General features: G+C 44.0%; 15 protein-coding genes and 1 riboswitch. Of the genes, 10 read left to right on the forward strand and 5 right to left on the reverse strand.

What is annotated here, in order from left to right:
• Positions 1-40: 40 nt before the first annotated feature.
• Positions 41-1219, forward strand: coding sequence for a hypothetical protein (locus QVE09_RS30955; protein ID WP_315939847.1), 1179 nt, complete (start codon positions 41-43; stop codon positions 1217-1219).
• A 117-nt stretch (positions 1220-1336) separates the two neighbouring features.
• Here QVE09_RS30955 and QVE09_RS30960 read toward each other — a convergent pair whose 3' ends face one another.
• Both QVE09_RS30960 and QVE09_RS30965 read right to left on the reverse strand, forming a co-directional pair.
• A complete protein-coding gene (locus QVE09_RS30960; RefSeq protein ID WP_315939848.1) occupies positions 1337-2011 on the reverse strand; it encodes a VOC family protein in 675 nt (224 codons plus the stop codon).
• A 21-nt stretch (positions 2012-2032) separates the two neighbouring features.
• Positions 2033-2899, reverse strand: coding sequence for a LysR family transcriptional regulator (locus tag QVE09_RS30965; protein ID WP_315939849.1), 867 nt, complete (start codon positions 2897-2899; stop codon positions 2033-2035).
• A 182-nt stretch (positions 2900-3081) separates the two neighbouring features.
• Here QVE09_RS30965 and QVE09_RS30970 point away from each other — a divergent pair, with 182 nt between their 5' ends.
• On the forward strand, positions 3082-4263 hold the full coding sequence (locus QVE09_RS30970; RefSeq protein ID WP_315939850.1) for an MFS transporter: 1182 nt from the start codon (positions 3082-3084) through the stop codon (positions 4261-4263).
• 37 nt (positions 4264-4300) lie between these two features.
• Here the strand turns inward: QVE09_RS30970 and QVE09_RS30975 are convergent, their stop codons facing one another.
• Positions 4301-5332, reverse strand: a complete 1032-nt coding sequence (locus QVE09_RS30975) for a helix-turn-helix transcriptional regulator (protein ID WP_315939851.1) — start codon at positions 5330-5332, stop codon at positions 4301-4303.
• A gap of 87 nt (positions 5333-5419) precedes the next feature.
• Here QVE09_RS30975 and QVE09_RS30980 point away from each other — a divergent pair, with 87 nt between their 5' ends.
• The 8 genes from QVE09_RS30980 to mmuM all read left to right on the forward strand — a co-directional run bounded on the left by QVE09_RS30980 (position 5420) and on the right by mmuM (position 14840).
• Positions 5420-5863, forward strand: a complete 444-nt coding sequence (locus QVE09_RS30980; protein WP_076253518.1) for a VOC family protein — start codon at positions 5420-5422, stop codon at positions 5861-5863.
• A gap of 248 nt (positions 5864-6111) precedes the next feature.
• Positions 6112-6654, forward strand: coding sequence for a VOC family protein (locus QVE09_RS30985; RefSeq protein ID WP_315939852.1), 543 nt, complete (start codon positions 6112-6114; stop codon positions 6652-6654).
• Between the two features lie 346 nt (positions 6655-7000).
• Positions 7001-7921: a methyl-accepting chemotaxis protein gene (locus QVE09_RS30990; RefSeq protein ID WP_315939853.1), complete on the forward strand. Its 921-nt coding sequence runs from the start codon at positions 7001-7003 to the stop codon at positions 7919-7921.
• 152 nt (positions 7922-8073) lie between these two features.
• Complete coding sequence (locus QVE09_RS30995; protein WP_315939854.1) at positions 8074-9798, forward strand: spore germination protein; 1725 nt, start codon at positions 8074-8076, stop codon at positions 9796-9798.
• A 20-nt stretch (positions 9799-9818) separates the two neighbouring features.
• The gene (locus QVE09_RS31000) at positions 9819-10919 is read left to right on the forward strand and encodes a GerAB/ArcD/ProY family transporter (RefSeq protein WP_315939855.1); all 1101 of its coding nucleotides are present in this window, start codon (positions 9819-9821) and stop codon (positions 10917-10919) included.
• Entirely contained in the window at positions 10916-12118 is a 1203-nt protein-coding gene (locus QVE09_RS31005; protein ID WP_315939856.1) for a Ger(x)C family spore germination protein, read from the forward strand. Before QVE09_RS31000 ends, QVE09_RS31005 begins: the two co-directional genes overlap by 4 nt.
• Before the next feature lie 69 nt (positions 12119-12187).
• Positions 12188-12290: riboswitch (SAM riboswitch) on the forward strand.
• 92 nt (positions 12291-12382) lie between these two features.
• Entirely contained in the window at positions 12383-13795 is a 1413-nt protein-coding gene (gene mmuP, locus QVE09_RS31010) for an S-methylmethionine permease (protein WP_315939857.1), read from the forward strand.
• Complete coding sequence (mmuM, locus tag QVE09_RS31015) at positions 13773-14840, forward strand: homocysteine S-methyltransferase (RefSeq protein WP_315939858.1); 1068 nt, start codon at positions 13773-13775, stop codon at positions 14838-14840. Before mmuP ends, mmuM begins: the two co-directional genes overlap by 23 nt.
• 156 nt (positions 14841-14996) lie before the next feature.
• On the opposite strand, the gene QVE09_RS31020 is transcribed toward mmuM, so the two are convergent.
• Both QVE09_RS31020 and QVE09_RS31025 read right to left on the reverse strand, forming a co-directional pair.
• Positions 14997-16169 carry a PQQ-binding-like beta-propeller repeat protein gene (locus tag QVE09_RS31020; protein ID WP_315939859.1) on the reverse strand — a complete coding sequence of 391 codons (1173 nt, stop codon included), beginning with the start codon at positions 16167-16169 and terminating at the stop codon, positions 14997-14999.
• 33 nt (positions 16170-16202) lie between these two features.
• On the reverse strand, positions 16203-17168 hold the full coding sequence (locus QVE09_RS31025; protein ID WP_315939860.1) for a hypothetical protein: 966 nt from the start codon (positions 17166-17168) through the stop codon (positions 16203-16205).
• Between the last annotated feature and the right edge of the window lie 93 nt (positions 17169-17261).

The following is a 17261-nucleotide window of genomic DNA, read 5'->3' on the forward strand; positions in this document are numbered from 1 at the left end:
AAAATCGATTATTAGAAGAAATGAAAGTTGAGGAAAAGTAATGAAAAAGACGTTTATAAGTTTTATCACTGTTATATTCTTATTTGTAAATGTTTCTGGAATGGCTATTGCTAAAAGCTATGAAACATTACCCCAAGCCGTATGGTCTCAAAAACCTAATGCCGACTATATACCAGCTCAAGAGGACATTTTCTTTGTACCTAATAAAGACACGCTTTATCTACATATGGGAGAAGAAAGATTTTCTCAAACAAAGGTCTGGTCACCTGACACATTACGAGCAGTAGATCCAATTACGGGAAAGGTAAAATGGGTGTTCTCTTTCGCAAAGGTGGGATATGGATGGCCAAGTACTGATGATCCTTTTGTATATGCACCTGATGGTACGGTATATGCTTATTTTGCAAATGAAGGTTTGTTATACTCAGTCAGTCCAAAAGGAAAGGAAAATTGGAGTAAACAATTAGCTTTAGAAGTTGCCCCCTACAACGGAAAATTATATCGATTGGGGGATGGGACCTTAATCATAGCAGCTGAGAAATCAACCAAATTAGGGTCCGAAACGGTTCAGCTTATTTCTTTTGACAAAAATGGAAAACAAAAATCTAATAAAGTGGTCTCGGGTAAGTTGAATGTTGTGACGAAAGACCAGCTAGTGGTAGAATTTCCCTCAAAGGATAAAGAATCTAGAATAGTTCACGTATATAATTCATCTTTGAAGCAGGTTTTCCGCTATACATTCCCTCAGGGAGATTATGTTAACTTCTATACAACATTTGTATTAAATGATGGTACGATTGTTTTTTCCGTTCCTAGCACTAAATTTAATAAGCTCATTGCCTTGTCGCCAAAAGGGAAAGCGATTTGGGAGAGATCTGTTGATTCATTTGGGTTTGCTTTTCAGGCAGGCTCTGGTTATATGATCTTTAACACTCAGTCCAAAAAATTAAGTTATTATAATCAGAAAGGCTTAGTAAAAGAAAGAATAATTCCAAACTTTATCATCCCAGAGGGTGATACGCTACCAAGTGCATACGAAACGGTCGATGGAAAATTATTTGTAGATTTGATAAGCAAACAATTTGTTTTGGATAAAAAAACTTTGTCCACAATTCACGAATTTAAAAATATTAAAGGCTCTATTTTAGATTATCGAAAGAATAGTATAATGGTTTACTATCCCCAAAAGGATACGATTTCCAAGCACATATTGAAGTAAGGTTATTGAATAAAGTAGGGTTTAAATGTAATTATTCCGAAGAAGGGCCATCTGAGGAGGCCCTCTTTTTGTGATTTTGGTTTTATATGTACTATTCTCTACCGAATATTTATCGCTTCATATTGAATCAATAGAGTACAAACCATTCTGTAACGAAATGTTTCCGGTCCGTCCAGTTTCAACCTTTGCCTCAGTGGCAAATACCCCGGGTTTGCGTCCGTCCGGGAACCAGGGCATCTCTTTGTCTATTACAATAAACATGCCCTCTGCGTCACCGATCGGGGAAAATTGTTTTCCGTCTCCCGCAAAGGGTTCGAGGTGATACAGTCCATTCATTTTGCTTATGGTATCGGGTACATCATCGACAGGCAGACCAATTTCACTAATGCATAATAGATGCTTCGCTTCGAAAGCTTCATTGACTGCATTATCGAGTGAGTGGTGAGCGATGAATTCCATCAAGTTGCCACTTGGATCATAGAAATAGATGGCCGTTGCATCCCAGTAAGGAAAATAGAATTCATCTTCTCCATCTATGGAAAGTAACGGAATGTTACGGTCTTGGGCCCACCTTTTCGCATCAGCAAGTTTATTCGTTGGTATCGTAAACGCTACATGATAGTAAGGCTTCTCTTGTTCTGGCGCCTTCTTGAAAGAAAGGACCGAGTTCCCCGCACGGAATGAAACGAATGTTGTACCATCCTCCACAAGCTCCAATTCCAGTAGTTTACCGTAAAAATCCTTTATGGCCTCAATTTGATGTGTCAACAAACCAACTTCTCTTATTTTCATATCAAAATCCTCCTTTTAAACTCACCTTTGATTGAAATACTCGATTGTCTTCTCAATAAATGCCTTGGCCGATTGCGTCAGGTAACGGTCGGAGCGATGGATAATCTCAAAGTGTCGGTATGGCGGATCGTCTGTAATTCGGATGCAACGTAGCGTGGGCTCATTCATGGCTTGAATCAGAGGATAAGGCAGCAGTGTTCCTCCGACGTTGGCTTTGACCAGGCTAATGATGGAGGTTGCCGAACTGGTCTCCATGATGGTATTTAGGGTAAATCCATATTTGCGGCAATAGCCATCGACCAATTCTCTGCCCGTATATCCTTCGGGGAACATCACCGTTTGAATATCACGTAACTCCTGGATTCCAATTGTGCTTCGTTCAGCCCAATCATGATTCTCGGAAACAACAAGTACATATTCTTCACTACACAAAGGAATGCGTACAAGCCGATCATCAGGGGCAGATGTGATCTCAATGCCGATGTCGACTTCATTTTCCAACACTTGATTCACGACATAGATCGAAGAGATAACCTTCAATTGCACCTTGGGGAATCGGGCATGAAAATCAACGAGCAGTGGAGTGAGACGGTAATCCAAATCGGATGGAAGAACACCGATAACCAACCGACCTCGCTGATCATTGCGGAATTCAGCCAACGCATCTTGGGTATTCTGTAAATGCCGGATCATCTGTATACAGTGCTCAAGAAACAGGGTCCCTGCCTGGGTCATCACAATCTTTTTGCCGACACGGTCAAACAAAGGAACACCAAGTTCATCCTCCAACCCACGTATTTGTTGACTCAACGTAGGTTGAGATATGCCAAGTTTCTCAGCTGCCCGTGTAAAATGAAGCTCTTCGCAAACCGTAATAAAATTTTCCATCTGACGAATCTCTATATGGGTCACCTTCAATCATTGATTTTAGTAATCATTTTAATAGAAACAATAGTATTGTTCAATCATTATATTAAATCTATACTTAGTCATGTATCAATCCAAGGCCCTTTCATTGACCAATAAGATCTTGGAAATGCTTCGAAACTACTACCATGAGGTGATCCATAATGAAACTTTTTTATATTGTATTGGCGCTGATTCTGGCTTCACTGAACTTAAGACCACCGATTACTTCCATATCTCCTCTGATGAGCACCATACAGAATGATCTGGGTTTGAGTGGCATGACGGCCAGTCTGTTAACAACACTACCGGTACTATGTATGGGCATATTCGCTCCGTTCTCCGTAAGATTAAGTAGAAGGTGGGGGAACGAAGGTGCCATTGTGCTGGCTTTAATCCTTATTGGGATAGGTACGGGATTACGTTTGTTCGTTGGTGCAACTCCGTTGATGATGTTCACTTCTTTTCTGTCGGGTGTAGGGATTGCATTGGCAGGGCCGCTGTTGTCCAGCTTCATTAAGCAGTATTTCCCTAACCGAGTGGCAGCCATGGTAGGCATCTACTCTACAGCAATGGTGATGGGGGCTAGTATTAGTGTGGGACTATCGGTTCCGCTCCAGCATACGCTGGGTGGATCTTGGAGAGGTTCTTTGGCCACATGGGCATTACTCGCAGCCATTGCATTGCCGATCTGGTTAAAATTAGCTTGGTCTGCGCGTACAGAGCGGCAATCCGGACAAACTTCGGCTGTAGTTCATGCATCACTTCCGGTGAAGAACAGGCGTGCATGGGTGCTGACATTGTTCTTCGGACTGATGGCCGCGATCTTCTATTCATTAACCGCTTGGCTTGCGCCAGCCATTCAAAGCCATGGATATAGCCAAGAGACTGCTGGAAACATCCAAACGTTATTTACATTGATATCACTGCCCTCAACGTTATTCATTCCGATGCTTGTACACCGGTACCAAAGACGTGTCTTCTGGCTTGTCGGCTGTGCGATGTTGGAGTTAATAGGTGTTCTGATGCTGAATCTCTCTGTCAGCCCGTGGCTCGCTGCAATCCCGCTTGGTATTGGTGCAGGTGGACTGTTCCCGATCGCACTGATGCTGCCAATTGATGAGACAAACAATGCTCAGGAAGCTAGTAGCTGGTCCGCGATGACTCAATCTGGTGGCTACATTCTTGGAGCACTTGGGCCGCTGGCGATTGGTTGGCTCCGTGATTTAACAGGCAGCTTCGTGCAAGCATTTTATGGTTTGGCTATCATTATCGTGTTGCAGATTATCGTCCAATTGGCTATTGGTAATAAAAAAAGTTTAAAAGTTAGCCAGGAGCAGAGCTAAAAGGCATGTAAAGTAAATGAATATAGAAATATGATCTTTATACATGATCCAACAAATCCAGATAGTACTGCCTTAATGCTTTCTGTAAGATGACGGGCTCCATAATCTTAATCGATTTACCATAGCCCGCGAGGTATCGAGTGATGAAATCAAGCTCGTGAATTTCATATGAACCCACAAGAAGCGTTTGTGCCGATTCACTGCCCAATTCGTTGACGTGCATGATCTGCATGGATGGAAAATGTTCTTGCTGGAATAGCTCAACCCCGGCTTCATCAATCAGGCATTTGAATGGAGTTGCTTGTTCCGATGGTTCCCATAATGAATGGGTATCCTGTGCATGAAGGTTAATAACATGAGCCAAAGGTTCAATGTCGGATACTTCGGCTGAAATGATCCGGTCGCAGCGGAAGACTCGGTACGCTTGTTTATGCAGATCATAGGCCTGGCAATACCAGTAGCCTTTCCTCGCATAGAGTGCGATGGGTTGAATGGTGCGGATGCTGGTGTTGGATGTACGAGATGCTGAATTTGTTTGCTCAGAATCAGGAAGGTTCGCAGGAGATGGCCTTTGATCAGTAGTTCTCCGCTGATCAGGATACGTAATCTGAATCACTATATTCTGCACAGCAGCCATCAACAGAAACTCCAAATGCGCACTATCGCGAATCTGCTCCGTATGACGGAAGGAAACCCGGTGTTGGATGTTCTCAATATCCTGTCGTTGCTTATCGGATAACGCGCTCATAAACTTATCATGTATGGTCCGGAAAGAGACCTGAAAGGGTAAGCTGGAGAAGCTGCGGAGGGCCTGCATCGCAAAATAAAGGGCATGAAGCTCACCCGTATTAAACGAAATGGGAGGCAGTTGCATCTGCTGCAGCAGTCGATATCCGCCGTAGCGTCCATATTCGACATAGATGGGCGCACCCAACGCTTCCAATGAAGCGATATCTCTTAACGCGGTTCGTTTGGAGATCTGGAACTCCTGCATGAGATCTTGCAGGGTGAACTGTTGTTTTTGATTAATAAAGCGCAGCATCTGGTTCATGCGTTCTGATTTTTTCATATCGAACCCTCTTAATGGTGCCACAGATTGGCACCTTTCGTTGTTATAGTGATAAGTGTAATCCAATAGGAACAAGGAGGCAATATAATGAATTTTGAAGTGATACCATTTTTGTCGATGAACGGGGATGCGGCGGCAGCCATTGCTTTTTATGAGGAGTTTCTGGGCGCCAAGGTGATATTCAAGAAAAGTTATAAAGAGATGAAGGAGATGAACCCGGGCTTCGAGTATCCCGCCGGTCAAGATGAGTATATTACACATTCGGTGCTGGAGATTGGGGTTAACAAAGTCATGATTGCGGAAGAAGCAATGGACACGGAGAGAGCATGGCAGCTGGGGAACAGCACGTCACTATGTATTCAATCCAAGGATAAAGATACAATCGATCAACTGTATCATTCTCTGATGCAACATGAGGGTGTGAAGGTATTGGTGCCTTACGAGCAAAATGAATTTAGTCCAGGTTATGGTATTGTGCGGGACCCGTTTGGCATTGCGATTCAGCTGTGTGTCACTGTGCACGATTTTTAAAATGATATTAAGCCCCCGGGTACTCACTCGTTATGTACACCTATAACTAACTTAAAAACCGAAGAAAGAAGAGCCATGGATATCATGCGCTCTTCTTTCTTCGGTTTTTATACAAGGTCATCTGCACAACCATCAGGATGAGTGAGACAGCTCGATGGTTATAGCGGACCTCTTTTCGTGTAAATCATATAGGTACGGATTTCGCAGTGTACAAGCAAGTTCAATGGATAAAGGGAAGAAGGGATAACATGATTACGAGAGGAATCGACCATATTGGAATAACTGTACCGGATATGGAGCAGGCGACACTATTTCTACAACAGGCGTTTGGAGCTCAACTTGTCTATGACCATATAACGCCGAATGATCCGCCACAGGAAGGCCCTGAGGCAGAGCGTAAATTAGGACTGCGTTCAGGAGCAAAGGTTATTCATATTCGGATGTTATCGCTCGGGGAGAGTGCCAGTATAGAACTATTTCAGTACGCGAATACAGCGCAATCTGAGCCAGTTAGGGCATCGGATTACGGATTGCAGCATATGGCGTTGTATGTGGACGATATGCAAGAAGCTACACGACACTTCAAGGAAGCGGGCGGGGTGTTGCTGACAGACCCTGGCGCACTGTCCGGTCATATTGAAGGTGGGGAAGGCAATCAGTTTGTGTATGGAAGGGCACCTTGGGGGATGCTGATCGAGCTGATCTCCTACCCTGCGGGCATTCAGTATCCGAATCACAGTGAAGCGAAGCGCTGGACACCACAAAAAAATAATAAAGATAAGACCGGATAAGGAACAGGACGATGCACAACAAATCGTCCTGTTTTCTTGTATATAGGGGCTATACGGTTACTAAAAAACAGAAAAAATGTTAGAAATACAGAAGTGTATGCTTCTTTGCTTTGTGTTACGATACGTAGATACAGAGACATTTTAAGGATGGGATAAGCCATTGCCTGCGGATGAGGTGGAGCAGATTTCCCTTTAAAAAAAATAAATGACAACAGGTGATCCAAAATGCTGCAAATTGGGTATCAATAGAAGAGTCATTAGAACCTGATGGATACATATGTTGCTTTGATCGTTGTTTTGCTAGTTAAAGGCTGTCTATTATGGAATGAACTGTGGGGGTTATCAAGTGTCTATATTAGATATGGAAAAGAAAGATGTTGTCACCGATGCAATGGTCATCAAGGCGATGGAGAAAAGTCTCGCTATCATTCGATTCGATCTGGATCGGCGGGTAACCTACGTTAATGAAGTCTTCGCTCAGACGATGGGATATACGGTAGAAGAGATGTATGGCATGAAGCATCAGCAACTATGCTTCGGTCAATTTGCGAATACCCCGGAATATGATGCTTTTTGGAATGGAATATTAAATGGTGTCAGCTTCCAGGACAAGGTTGAACGTAAGGATGCAAAGGGAAATTCCGTATGGCTTGAGGCGACGTATATGCCGGTGTACGATGAGGCGAATCAGAAGGTACTGGGTGTCTCCAAAATCGCCACCAACATTACCAACCGTCAGAACAACATTTCGGTCGTCGTGAATGAGCTGAAAACGATGTCCCATGAGCTAAATGAGCAAGCAGATGTAGGTATTGAACGGAGCCAGGAATTAATGTCCAGTATCTCCTATATCTCAGAGGTGTCGGCTACTAACCGTGCAACGCTGACTCATTTGCAGGAACAGGCGGGTTCGATTCAGGGTGTGGTACGAACGATACGCGAGATTTCATCACAGACACAGTTACTTGCATTAAATGCCGCCATTGAAGCTGCGCATGCAGGGGAATACGGACGAGGATTCGATATCGTGGCTAAGGAAGTTAGGAAACTATCCATAATGGTAGAGAATTCAATTAACGAGATTCGTGATAGCGTGACTGGAATAACCAAGGAAATTGGTAATATTACAGGTGGCACCAAAAAAGTAGAGGAATACGTCGAGCGGAGCCAGAAGCAGATTGAGATCGCTTTGAATGACTTTATGGCAATTGCTGCATCGGCTCACTTGCTGGATGCCAAGGCGGAGCATGTAACCAGAATCGTATAAGAATATATAGTAATAGCGGTTCCTTATACAGGAACCGTTTTTTTTTTGTCGTTCAGTACACAAAAAAACGGGAATTATTGTGATCAAACGGGGACACAATACTTGGGAATACCTGCAGCTTTGTCATGCAGAGAAATATTGGGGTGAGGGTGATGTGGTCAAAAATCGTGTCATACATACCTGAGGGGTCTGTGTGGTTTCAAGCTTTGATGGTTGTTATTGTGCCTATCTTCATCTTTAAGGTAACCCATTGGTTTCATAATTCAGTAAAAAGAGGAAGCTTCAGTAAGAATAACCATCATAGCATGGAGAAAGCGAACAAATCATTGTCTGATACCAGTGACCAGGGTCAGCAAGCAGAAACGGGGAAATATGCCAATATTAAGCTTACTGGAAACTATGCTACGGATCTGATCAGTTCAAGAGAAACGTTTGGTAAAAATGCTGACGTACATATCCGGGAATTCACTATTCGCGGCACGAATACATCGGTTGCTATCATGTATGTTGATGGTCTTGTGGACCAGGAAATGATTGATGAACATCTGATCACACCGCTTATGTTGCGAGGCGTGCCGGAACTGCAGCAGGCTGATTTCCTGCTTCCGAAAAACGAACATCTTCTCAAGGATTATTTAATCAATCACATGTTGCCCGTTAGTCAGGTGCAGGAAACCCAGTCTCTGCAGGAGTTAGCCATAGGTGTACTTCTTGGCAAAAATGCGCTGCTGGTAGATGGTCTGCCAAGTGCTCTGTTAATCGGGACTGCCAAAGGGAAAACCCGAAGCCAGGAGGAGCCTTTGTCGGAGGGATTGCTGAGAGGCCCTCGTATTGGATTTACTGAAGAGTTAAGTGACAATACAGGTATATTACGTCGGTATGGAAGCGAACAAAGTCTGTTTATTGAGAAGTTTGAAGTAGGTGAACGGATCAAAAAGAATCTGGCGATTGCTTATATAGAGGATATTGCGAACCCTGAACTTGTGGAGGAAGTTCGGAAGCGAATTGAAGCGATGAATATGGATGCAATGCTGGAATCTGGGTATGTTGAACAATTGATCGAAGATAACACTCTGAGTCCTTTTCAGCAAGTGCTCAATACAGAAAGACCAGATCGTGTCATGGGTGCGTTATTAGAAGGAAGAGTTGCTATTCTGCTGGACGGTACACCATTTGTATTGGTTGTGCCCGTAACGTTCAGTATGCTGTTACAATCACCGGAAGATTATTATGAACGATGGATTCCAGGTACATTTTTGAGAATTCTGCGTTTTGTTTCGGCCATGCTGGCATTACTTGCACCCGCACTATATATTTCCTTCATTTCGTTTAACCCAGGGCTCATTCCCACTAAGCTGGTTTTAACGATTATTGAAACGAGAACCGGAGTGCCATTTCCTTCGATTATTGAAGTGTTAATTATGGAGTTGTCCATTGAAATTTTGCGGGAGGCAGGGATACGTTTGCCCAAGCCGATTGGTCCTGCGATGGGAATCGTTGGGGGTCTGATTATTGGACAGGCGGCGGTTCAAGCGGGGATTATAAGCCAATTTTTAGTGATCGTAGTTGCCGTTACAGCCATATCTTCTTTCACTATTCCGGTCTATAGTGCGGGACTCACGCTGCGTATTTTACGCTTTGCTGCTATGTTCAGCGCCGCAGTGCTCGGATTGTTTGGAGTGGTCATGTTCTTTCTGCTTGTCTGTACCCATGTTGCAAGACTCACCAGCTTTGGGGTGCCTTATGTTGCGCCGGCTGTCCCTTACAGTTTCAGGGAATGGAAGGATTTCGTTATTCGTGCACCTCTCAGCATGATGAGACTACGTCCGGATATGACGAAACCGATAGACGAGGACCGAAAACAAAAAGAATCCTGAAGGCATGGAGGTGAAAAGGAATGAACGGCTCCCAAGGAAAGATTAGCACCACACAGGCGGTCGTGATTATCGTTAATTATATGCTTGGCGCCGGAATACTGACCCTCCCCCGAACGACCGGTGATGCAGTCGGAACCCCTGATGTATGGATCTCGATTATTCTGTCCGGGCTGATCATCACAGGAGTCGGACTCATTATGGTCACCCTATGCCGAAGATTTCCAGAGAAAACGGTATTTGAGTTCACTCGCGAGATCACAGGAACATGGGTAGCCTACATTCTGGGCCTCGCGATCATCCTGTACTTTATGGTGATTGCTGCATTCGAAATCAGGGTCATGGCCGAAGTTACCGGGATGTATCTGCTCGAACGGACGCCCAACTGGGCAATCGTGATGGTTTTCATGTGGATTGGCATCTATCTGATCACAGGTGGATTGGCTGTCATTGTGCGAGTATTTGAGATCATTTTGCCCCTTACGTTGATTATATTTGTCATTGAAATCCTGCTAGGTAACCAACTGTTCCAGATCAATAACCTGAGACCGGTGTTGGGTGAGGGGATTATGCCGGTTCTCAAAGGACTTAAGCCTTCGCTCCTGTCGTATACGGGATATGAAGTGATGTTCATCATGACTGCCTATATGAAAAATCCGAAAAAAAGCAACAAGGCAATGATTTGGGGCATCTTCGTATCCACGATAGTCTATCTGATTACAGTTGTTATGGTTGTGGGCAGTTTGTCTCTGGATGGAATAAAAACCAGGACCTGGCCAACGCTTGATCTGGTAAGAAGCTTTGAAATTCAGGGGTTGATTTTCGAGCGTTTTGAATCCCTGTTACTGGTGATCTGGATTATGCAAATTTTCTCAACATTCACCATTACCCATTATTGCGCTTCCGTTGGAATACGTGATCTTTTTCGTACGAAGAAGATGCAGATTATTATATACAGTCTGGTACCGTTCATTTATATCGCGGCGTTGATGCCCAAAAACGTGTATGAAACTTTTGCATTGGGTGACATGTTGGGGAATGTATCCGTGTTGTTATTCGGCCTCATGCCTCTGCTGTTATTGCTGCTAAGTCTTATTCGAAAAAAAGGAGGGAGGTATGTATGAATGGGGTACGTGTCTTTATACGCATCATCATTGTCTTGTCACTTCTCCTGATCATATCCGGATGCTGGAGCAGCCGGGAAATTGAGGATCTGAGTGTTTATGTTGGTCTTGGAATTGACGTTGCCCGGGAGACACGCTTTGAGAAAGATATTGCCTCGAAGGGAGGTTCATACTCCAAGGAAAACAACGTGACAACAACGGTACAAATTGCGCCAGGCAATTCCAGCTCCCAAAAGAGTCAACAATCCGGTTCTCCTGCTTCGGGGAAGACCTCATATTCTAATGAACAGCTCACCGGAGACTCGATGCTGCAAATCTTTCGGCAGTTCGCTCTTCGACGGGACCGTCCACTCATAGGACACCATCTGAAAGTTATTGTGATCTCCAAAGAAATATCCAAAAAATATGGCCTGGATCAGTTACTTGATTTTGTGCTGCGGGATAATGACATTCGTCCCAATTGTCTTGTTCTGGTTAGTCACGATCGTGCTGAAGACGTACTGACTTCACAGGACCCCTCACAAATTCCGGCGTTTTATCTTACGGGTATCACCAAAAATTCGTACTTGACCAGCAAAATGCTGCAACCGATGACCTTGGCCAAATTGGATGCAAAAATACAATCCGGTGCCAGTTTCCTGTTACAAAATGTGTTGAGTTATGATGGAGAGGACAAATTTTCGGGTGCCAGCATTTACGATGGAAAAAAGACGAAATTTATCGGTGAGCTTAGTCAGACCGATCTGGAAGGTTTAGCCTGGGTCTTGCTCCAAAAAAGTGGGGGCGTATTGAAGACATATAACAAAAAAGGATTTACCGTTGTATATGAAATGAAGGACAAAAAAACAAAAATAATTCCTAAGGTCAAAGGTGATGAAATCTCATTCCATGTTCAAGTCGAATCCAAAGGCTGGATGATGGAGGATTGGAGTGCGCCTGAAAGAGAGGAAAAGGGAGCTTATCTCAAGGAACTGGAAAGTGATTTTTCTGATATGGCGGAACAGCAAATTCGTCAGGTTCTATACAAGTTGCAGCATACCTACAAAGTAGATGTTGGTGATTTTGCAGAGATCTTTCGAATAAAGTACCCTAGAAAGTGGAAAGAGATCGAGAAAGATTGGGATAAAATTTTTAGCACTGTGCCGATCACTTATGAGGTAAAGATCAATATCATCAATCCGGGGTCTTCCACCGAATAGCGAGTGTGCCATTTATTATTTAAATGTTGACACATTCATGATAGATCGCTATATTTATAAAAAATCATTTTCTTATCCAGAGAGGTGGAGGGACTGGCCCTTAGAAACCTCAGCAACAGATCTAAAGGATACTGTGCTAATTCCAGCGGGTGAACAGCCTGATAGATAGGAGCGTTTGTTTTTATTTGTCAGTAACGGCGCACTCTTTAGGAAGAGTGGGTCTTTTTTGTTTTTTCTGGATGAAGAAGTAGGGGAGCAGCAGGTATGGAGAACAACAACGACAAAGGGCATTTTCAGCGGAAAATGCAGGCACGGCATGTGGTCATGCTCTCTCTCGGAGGAGTCATTGGAACCGGATTATTCCTCAGCTCAGGCTACACCATTCAGCAGGCGGGACCACTGGGAACCATTCTGTCCTATCTGATCGGAGCCATAGTTGTATATCTGGTAATGCTCTGTCTTGGTGAGCTGTCTGTTCATATGCCAGAGACGGGAGCATTTCATAGTTATGCAGCCAAATATATCGGACCAGCAACGGGCTACACGGTGGCTTGGTTATACTGGTTAACCTGGACTGTTGCGCTTGGCTCCGAATTCACAGCCGCCGGACTGCTGATGCAGCGCTGGTTCCCATCGGTAAACGTATGGATATGGAGCGCGGTTTTTGCACTGATGATCTTTCTGTTTAACGCTTTAACGGTGAAATTATTTGCGGAATCCGAGTTCTGGTTCTCATCTGTAAAAGTAGTTACTATTGTAATCTTTATTATTATCGGCGGTGCAGCCATGTTTGGTATCATTCCCATGGCGGATTCTGAACCGGCTCCATTTCTCTCGAATATTACCGCATCCGGGTGGTTCCCTCATGGGGCTACAGCGATATTGATGACCATGCTTGCTGTAAACTTTGCATTCTCAGGCACCGAGTTAATCGGCATTGCCGCCGGTGAGACGGAGAATCCGGAAAAGACGATACCAAAAGCTATTCATACCACGCTGTGGCGTTTGGTTATTTTTTTCATCGGAACGATTATTATCTTGTCGGCCTTGCTGCCTATGTCGGATGCAAGTGTACTGGAAAGTCCATTTGTAGCGGTAATGGAGCGGGTGGGTGTACCCTATGCAGCAGACATTATGAACTTTGTTATTCTGACGGCGATTCTCTCTGCTGCCAATTCAGGCCTGTATGCATCTTCACGTATGCTCTGGTCTCTGGCTGATAAAAAAACGATCTCTCCGTGGTTTGCCAAATTGACCAAAAGCGGGGTACCGCTGAATGCACTTCTGATCAGTATGGTCGGCGGTGCGCTGGCTTTGCTGTCCAGCATCATTGCACCAGGTACGGTTTATATTACGCTGGTCTCCATTTCAGGTCTGGCTGTCGTTGCGGTATGGATGAGCATCAGCGCTTCCCAGTACATGTTCCGCAGACAGTATATGCGGGAAGGACATGCGGTCAAGGATCTGGTCTACCGCACACCACTGTATCCGGTGGTACCGATTGTTTCATTTATATTATGCCTGGCTTCATGCATAGGTATTGCCTTTGACCCGACACAGCGAATTGCGCTGTATTGTGGGGTTCCGTTTATCGCAGTGTGTTACGCTGCATATTATCTGACAGAACGTGTGAATAAGAAAAGAGGACAAGTACATGACGCAAGCACAACAGACTAACTCCATAGAACAGATCCTGAGTGAACATCCGGTCATGATTCTGGATGGAGCGCTGGCAACGGAACTCGAACAGCATGGCTGTGATCTGGATGATCCGCTATGGTCTGCTCGTGTGTTGCTTGAGAATCCGGATGTTATTGTTCAGGTCCATGCGGATTATTTTCGAGCGGGAGCCGACTGTGCGATTACATCCAGTTATCAGGCGACGGTGGATGGCTTCCGCAAGAGAGGGATTGGGGAACAGGCAGCACTGGATTTGATTCGCAAGACGGTGGAACTGGCTGCACAGGCGAGAAATGACGTGTGGGCAGAAGTGCAGAGTGGTTTAGTAGGGAAAGAAAGCTCGACAGGTCAGCTTGTAAAAACTCCTTCGGTACGTGAAGAGACGGTGGAGAATGAGGAGCATATAACAGATCTTACAGGGGATGGCGAGGGAGACTTTCTTCGTCCACGTCCAATTATTGCCGGGTCCGTTGGTCCTTACGGCGCCTATCTGGCGGATGGTTCAGAGTATGTGGGACATTACGGCGTGTCGGATGATACGTTGGCGGCATTCCATCGTCCGCGTATGGCGGCGCTGATTGAAGCGGGTGCTGATATTCTGGCGTTTGAGACGATTCCTTCGTTGCAGGAAGCACAGGTGCTGGTTGATTTACTGAAGGAGTTTCCTCATGCGTATGCCTGGTTATCTTTTTCTTTAAAAGACGGGACAAGCATCAGCGAGGGCACACAGCTTGAGTTATGTGCACAGACGTTTGGTTCCGAGCCGCAGATTGCGGCGATTGGCCTGAATTGTGCTCCGATGGAAGTGGTGACAGAAGCCGTAAGTATTCTCAGCCGTGCCAGCGACAAACCTGTTATTGTGTATCCGAACTCGGGAGAAGTATACGATGCAGCAACGAAGACGTGGAGTGGACAGGGTACATGTGGCAGTATGAGTGATGCTTCGGAGGCATGGGTTGCTGCGGGTGCAAAAATCATTGGCGGCTGTTGCCGTACTACGCCACATCAGATTGGCGAACTTGCGAAGAAGTGGCGGAATTAAAAGACTTGATGTAGAGTTGTACCCCAAAAAGCTAAAGATACAACCAAATATGAAGAAGCCCTCACGACCCATTACTGGATTGGTGAGGGCTTCTTCAGTGTGATTTAGCATTAACATCAACATGAGGACATTCCTCTTCTGATGCTTCTGATTATGCTATTTAATTAACTGAGTGCTAACTAAGGTACGACCTTCGTCACTCAGGATGTACAGACCGGTTGTGTTATTGAGAAATAGACGTTCCTTTTCAAGATCAAATTCGCCTTTCTTGTAGGTGAACAAAACCTTAAGATTGCTTGTGTCCATAATAACAAGTTCGTCATTTCCATTCTTTTTAGCTGTAAACATAAAACTTGTACCATCAACTGCCATATGAAGAGGCATCCAATAGATGTTATAGGTGGTTGGTATTGGAAGATATGCCTTCTCAGCGATTAACTTACCCGCAGATGAATATAATTTTATTCGTTTATTTTTAGCATCCACAAACAAAAAACGATCCTTCAATGCAACAATTTCTGTTGAATAATCAATATAAGGAAGTTCTTTTGTCCATCTGATTTTCCCCGCACTATTGTATGCTTTTAGCGTCATAGTTTTTTTGTGAATACTATAATGCAACAATGTATCATCAGATACACTCATAATCTGGTTATACCCTTTTCCGCCAGCAATCGTTTTTATTTTTTTTCCTGTGGTCAGGCTGCTCATGTAGAAATCGGGATGATCACTAAATTTTTTGCCGATGATCACATTTCCTGTAATCTGTTCAATTAAATATGGAACCTTGAACTTTTGGATTGAATTTCCTTTTGTATCGTAATAGTAGAGTGTACTACTTTTCGAATCGTCAGCGTGCATAACCACATACAAACTTCCATTCTCTCTTGGATAGGCTGACTCAGGTCCGTAGTATCTCAAAAAATCTTCTGGCGGCCCGGGCAGAGAAGCTGTCCAACGGATCTGACCCGTAGCTATATGCTTGGCACTCACTTGATTATCGGCAAAAATAAACATGTATCCATCATCGGAAAGCGTGTACTCGTTGTCCGTGGGAATCGACCAAAGGAGCTCCCCTGTTTTGGCATCCACACTGTCGATATAATAATCATTATTCTTGTCTACTTTAGTTACGAGAAGACTTTCATTCCCCATGGCATCTGTAACACTCTTCATTGAATATGAGCTTGTTGCACTCTGTCCACCGTTGGTAATATCATACCCCCATTGGAATTGCAGCAGATCTTTAGCCAGAGCTGGCTCGGATGGGATTGCAAGGAAGAAGCATAGGCTGGCTATAAGCCAATAGTTGATTCGCTTTAAACTCATGATTGGTAGACTCCTTATGTAATGTTCTCTGGATTATGGAAGTAACTGATACTTTCTTATCGTCTGCCCGTCGGGAGGCAGGAAAAATAATTCATTTTGCTTATTGAGGAACAATTCATCTTGATTAAACCTTACATCGTTCCAATCGTTCTGTGTCACCCGATAGAGCTCTCTCAGATTATTTGAATCTCTAATCACGAGTTCTATTCCCTGTTCCGTGTATTGGATGTACATAAAACTCTGTAAATCGATTGCCATTTTCAGAGGGCTATTTGGATCACCTTGCATGTAGAAGGGATTTTGATTGACTCCTGTCATGAATTTTCCATCCGAATTCATAAGCATGATATTGCCTGCGGTTTGTTCCAGATACAGCACACGATTATGGATGATAAATATCTGGGGAGGCCCTTTTTTAAAAGAAAAATCATACTTCCATTTCAAAGCTCCCGTAGGCGAGTACGCCCTCAACTCAAGTTCACGGTTATTGATAAACTTCCGGGTTATTAGGGTTCCATCGTCCGTAACCCTATTCCCGTAGGGCAAGGTTGTTTCATTGGTCAGCACCGTTAGCTTCTTACCTGTAGAAAGATCAAAAACATGAGTATACGGACTTTTGTTGCCCGGTTGACCTAAAATAAAATTGCCTTCTATTGTGTAGTATTGCATATAGGGGAGAACAAGCTTTTTGCTTCGATGTCCCTGTTCATCATAATAATAAAGAGTTACATATTTGTTTTTGTGATAAGTGAAAGAATAAACTGTTCCATTTTTGGCGAAATCTGAGGACTGACTTTCACGAAAGTAAGGGTTTATTGAAGACCATATCGGTTTACCAGTTGTCAGATCCGAGACCGTAATAATATCATCTAATCTATTTTCATAGTCATCAGTTTCAGCAGGTTTGAAAGTATACATGTAACCATCACTTGTTGAACCATAATCAGATTCTGGCTTGGACCATCGGATGTCCCCGGTTTCACCACTAATGTTCTCCACATATATGAGGTCCTCATTCACAACCTTTCTCACCAGAATGTTTAGGTTGCCGGACGAATCCAGTCTGAAGTAATGCGGAGTGAATCCATCCCC

It is taken from the genome of Paenibacillus sp. ClWae2A, assembly GCF_032452295.1.
Classification (GTDB): domain Bacteria; phylum Bacillota; class Bacilli; order Paenibacillales; family Paenibacillaceae; genus Paenibacillus.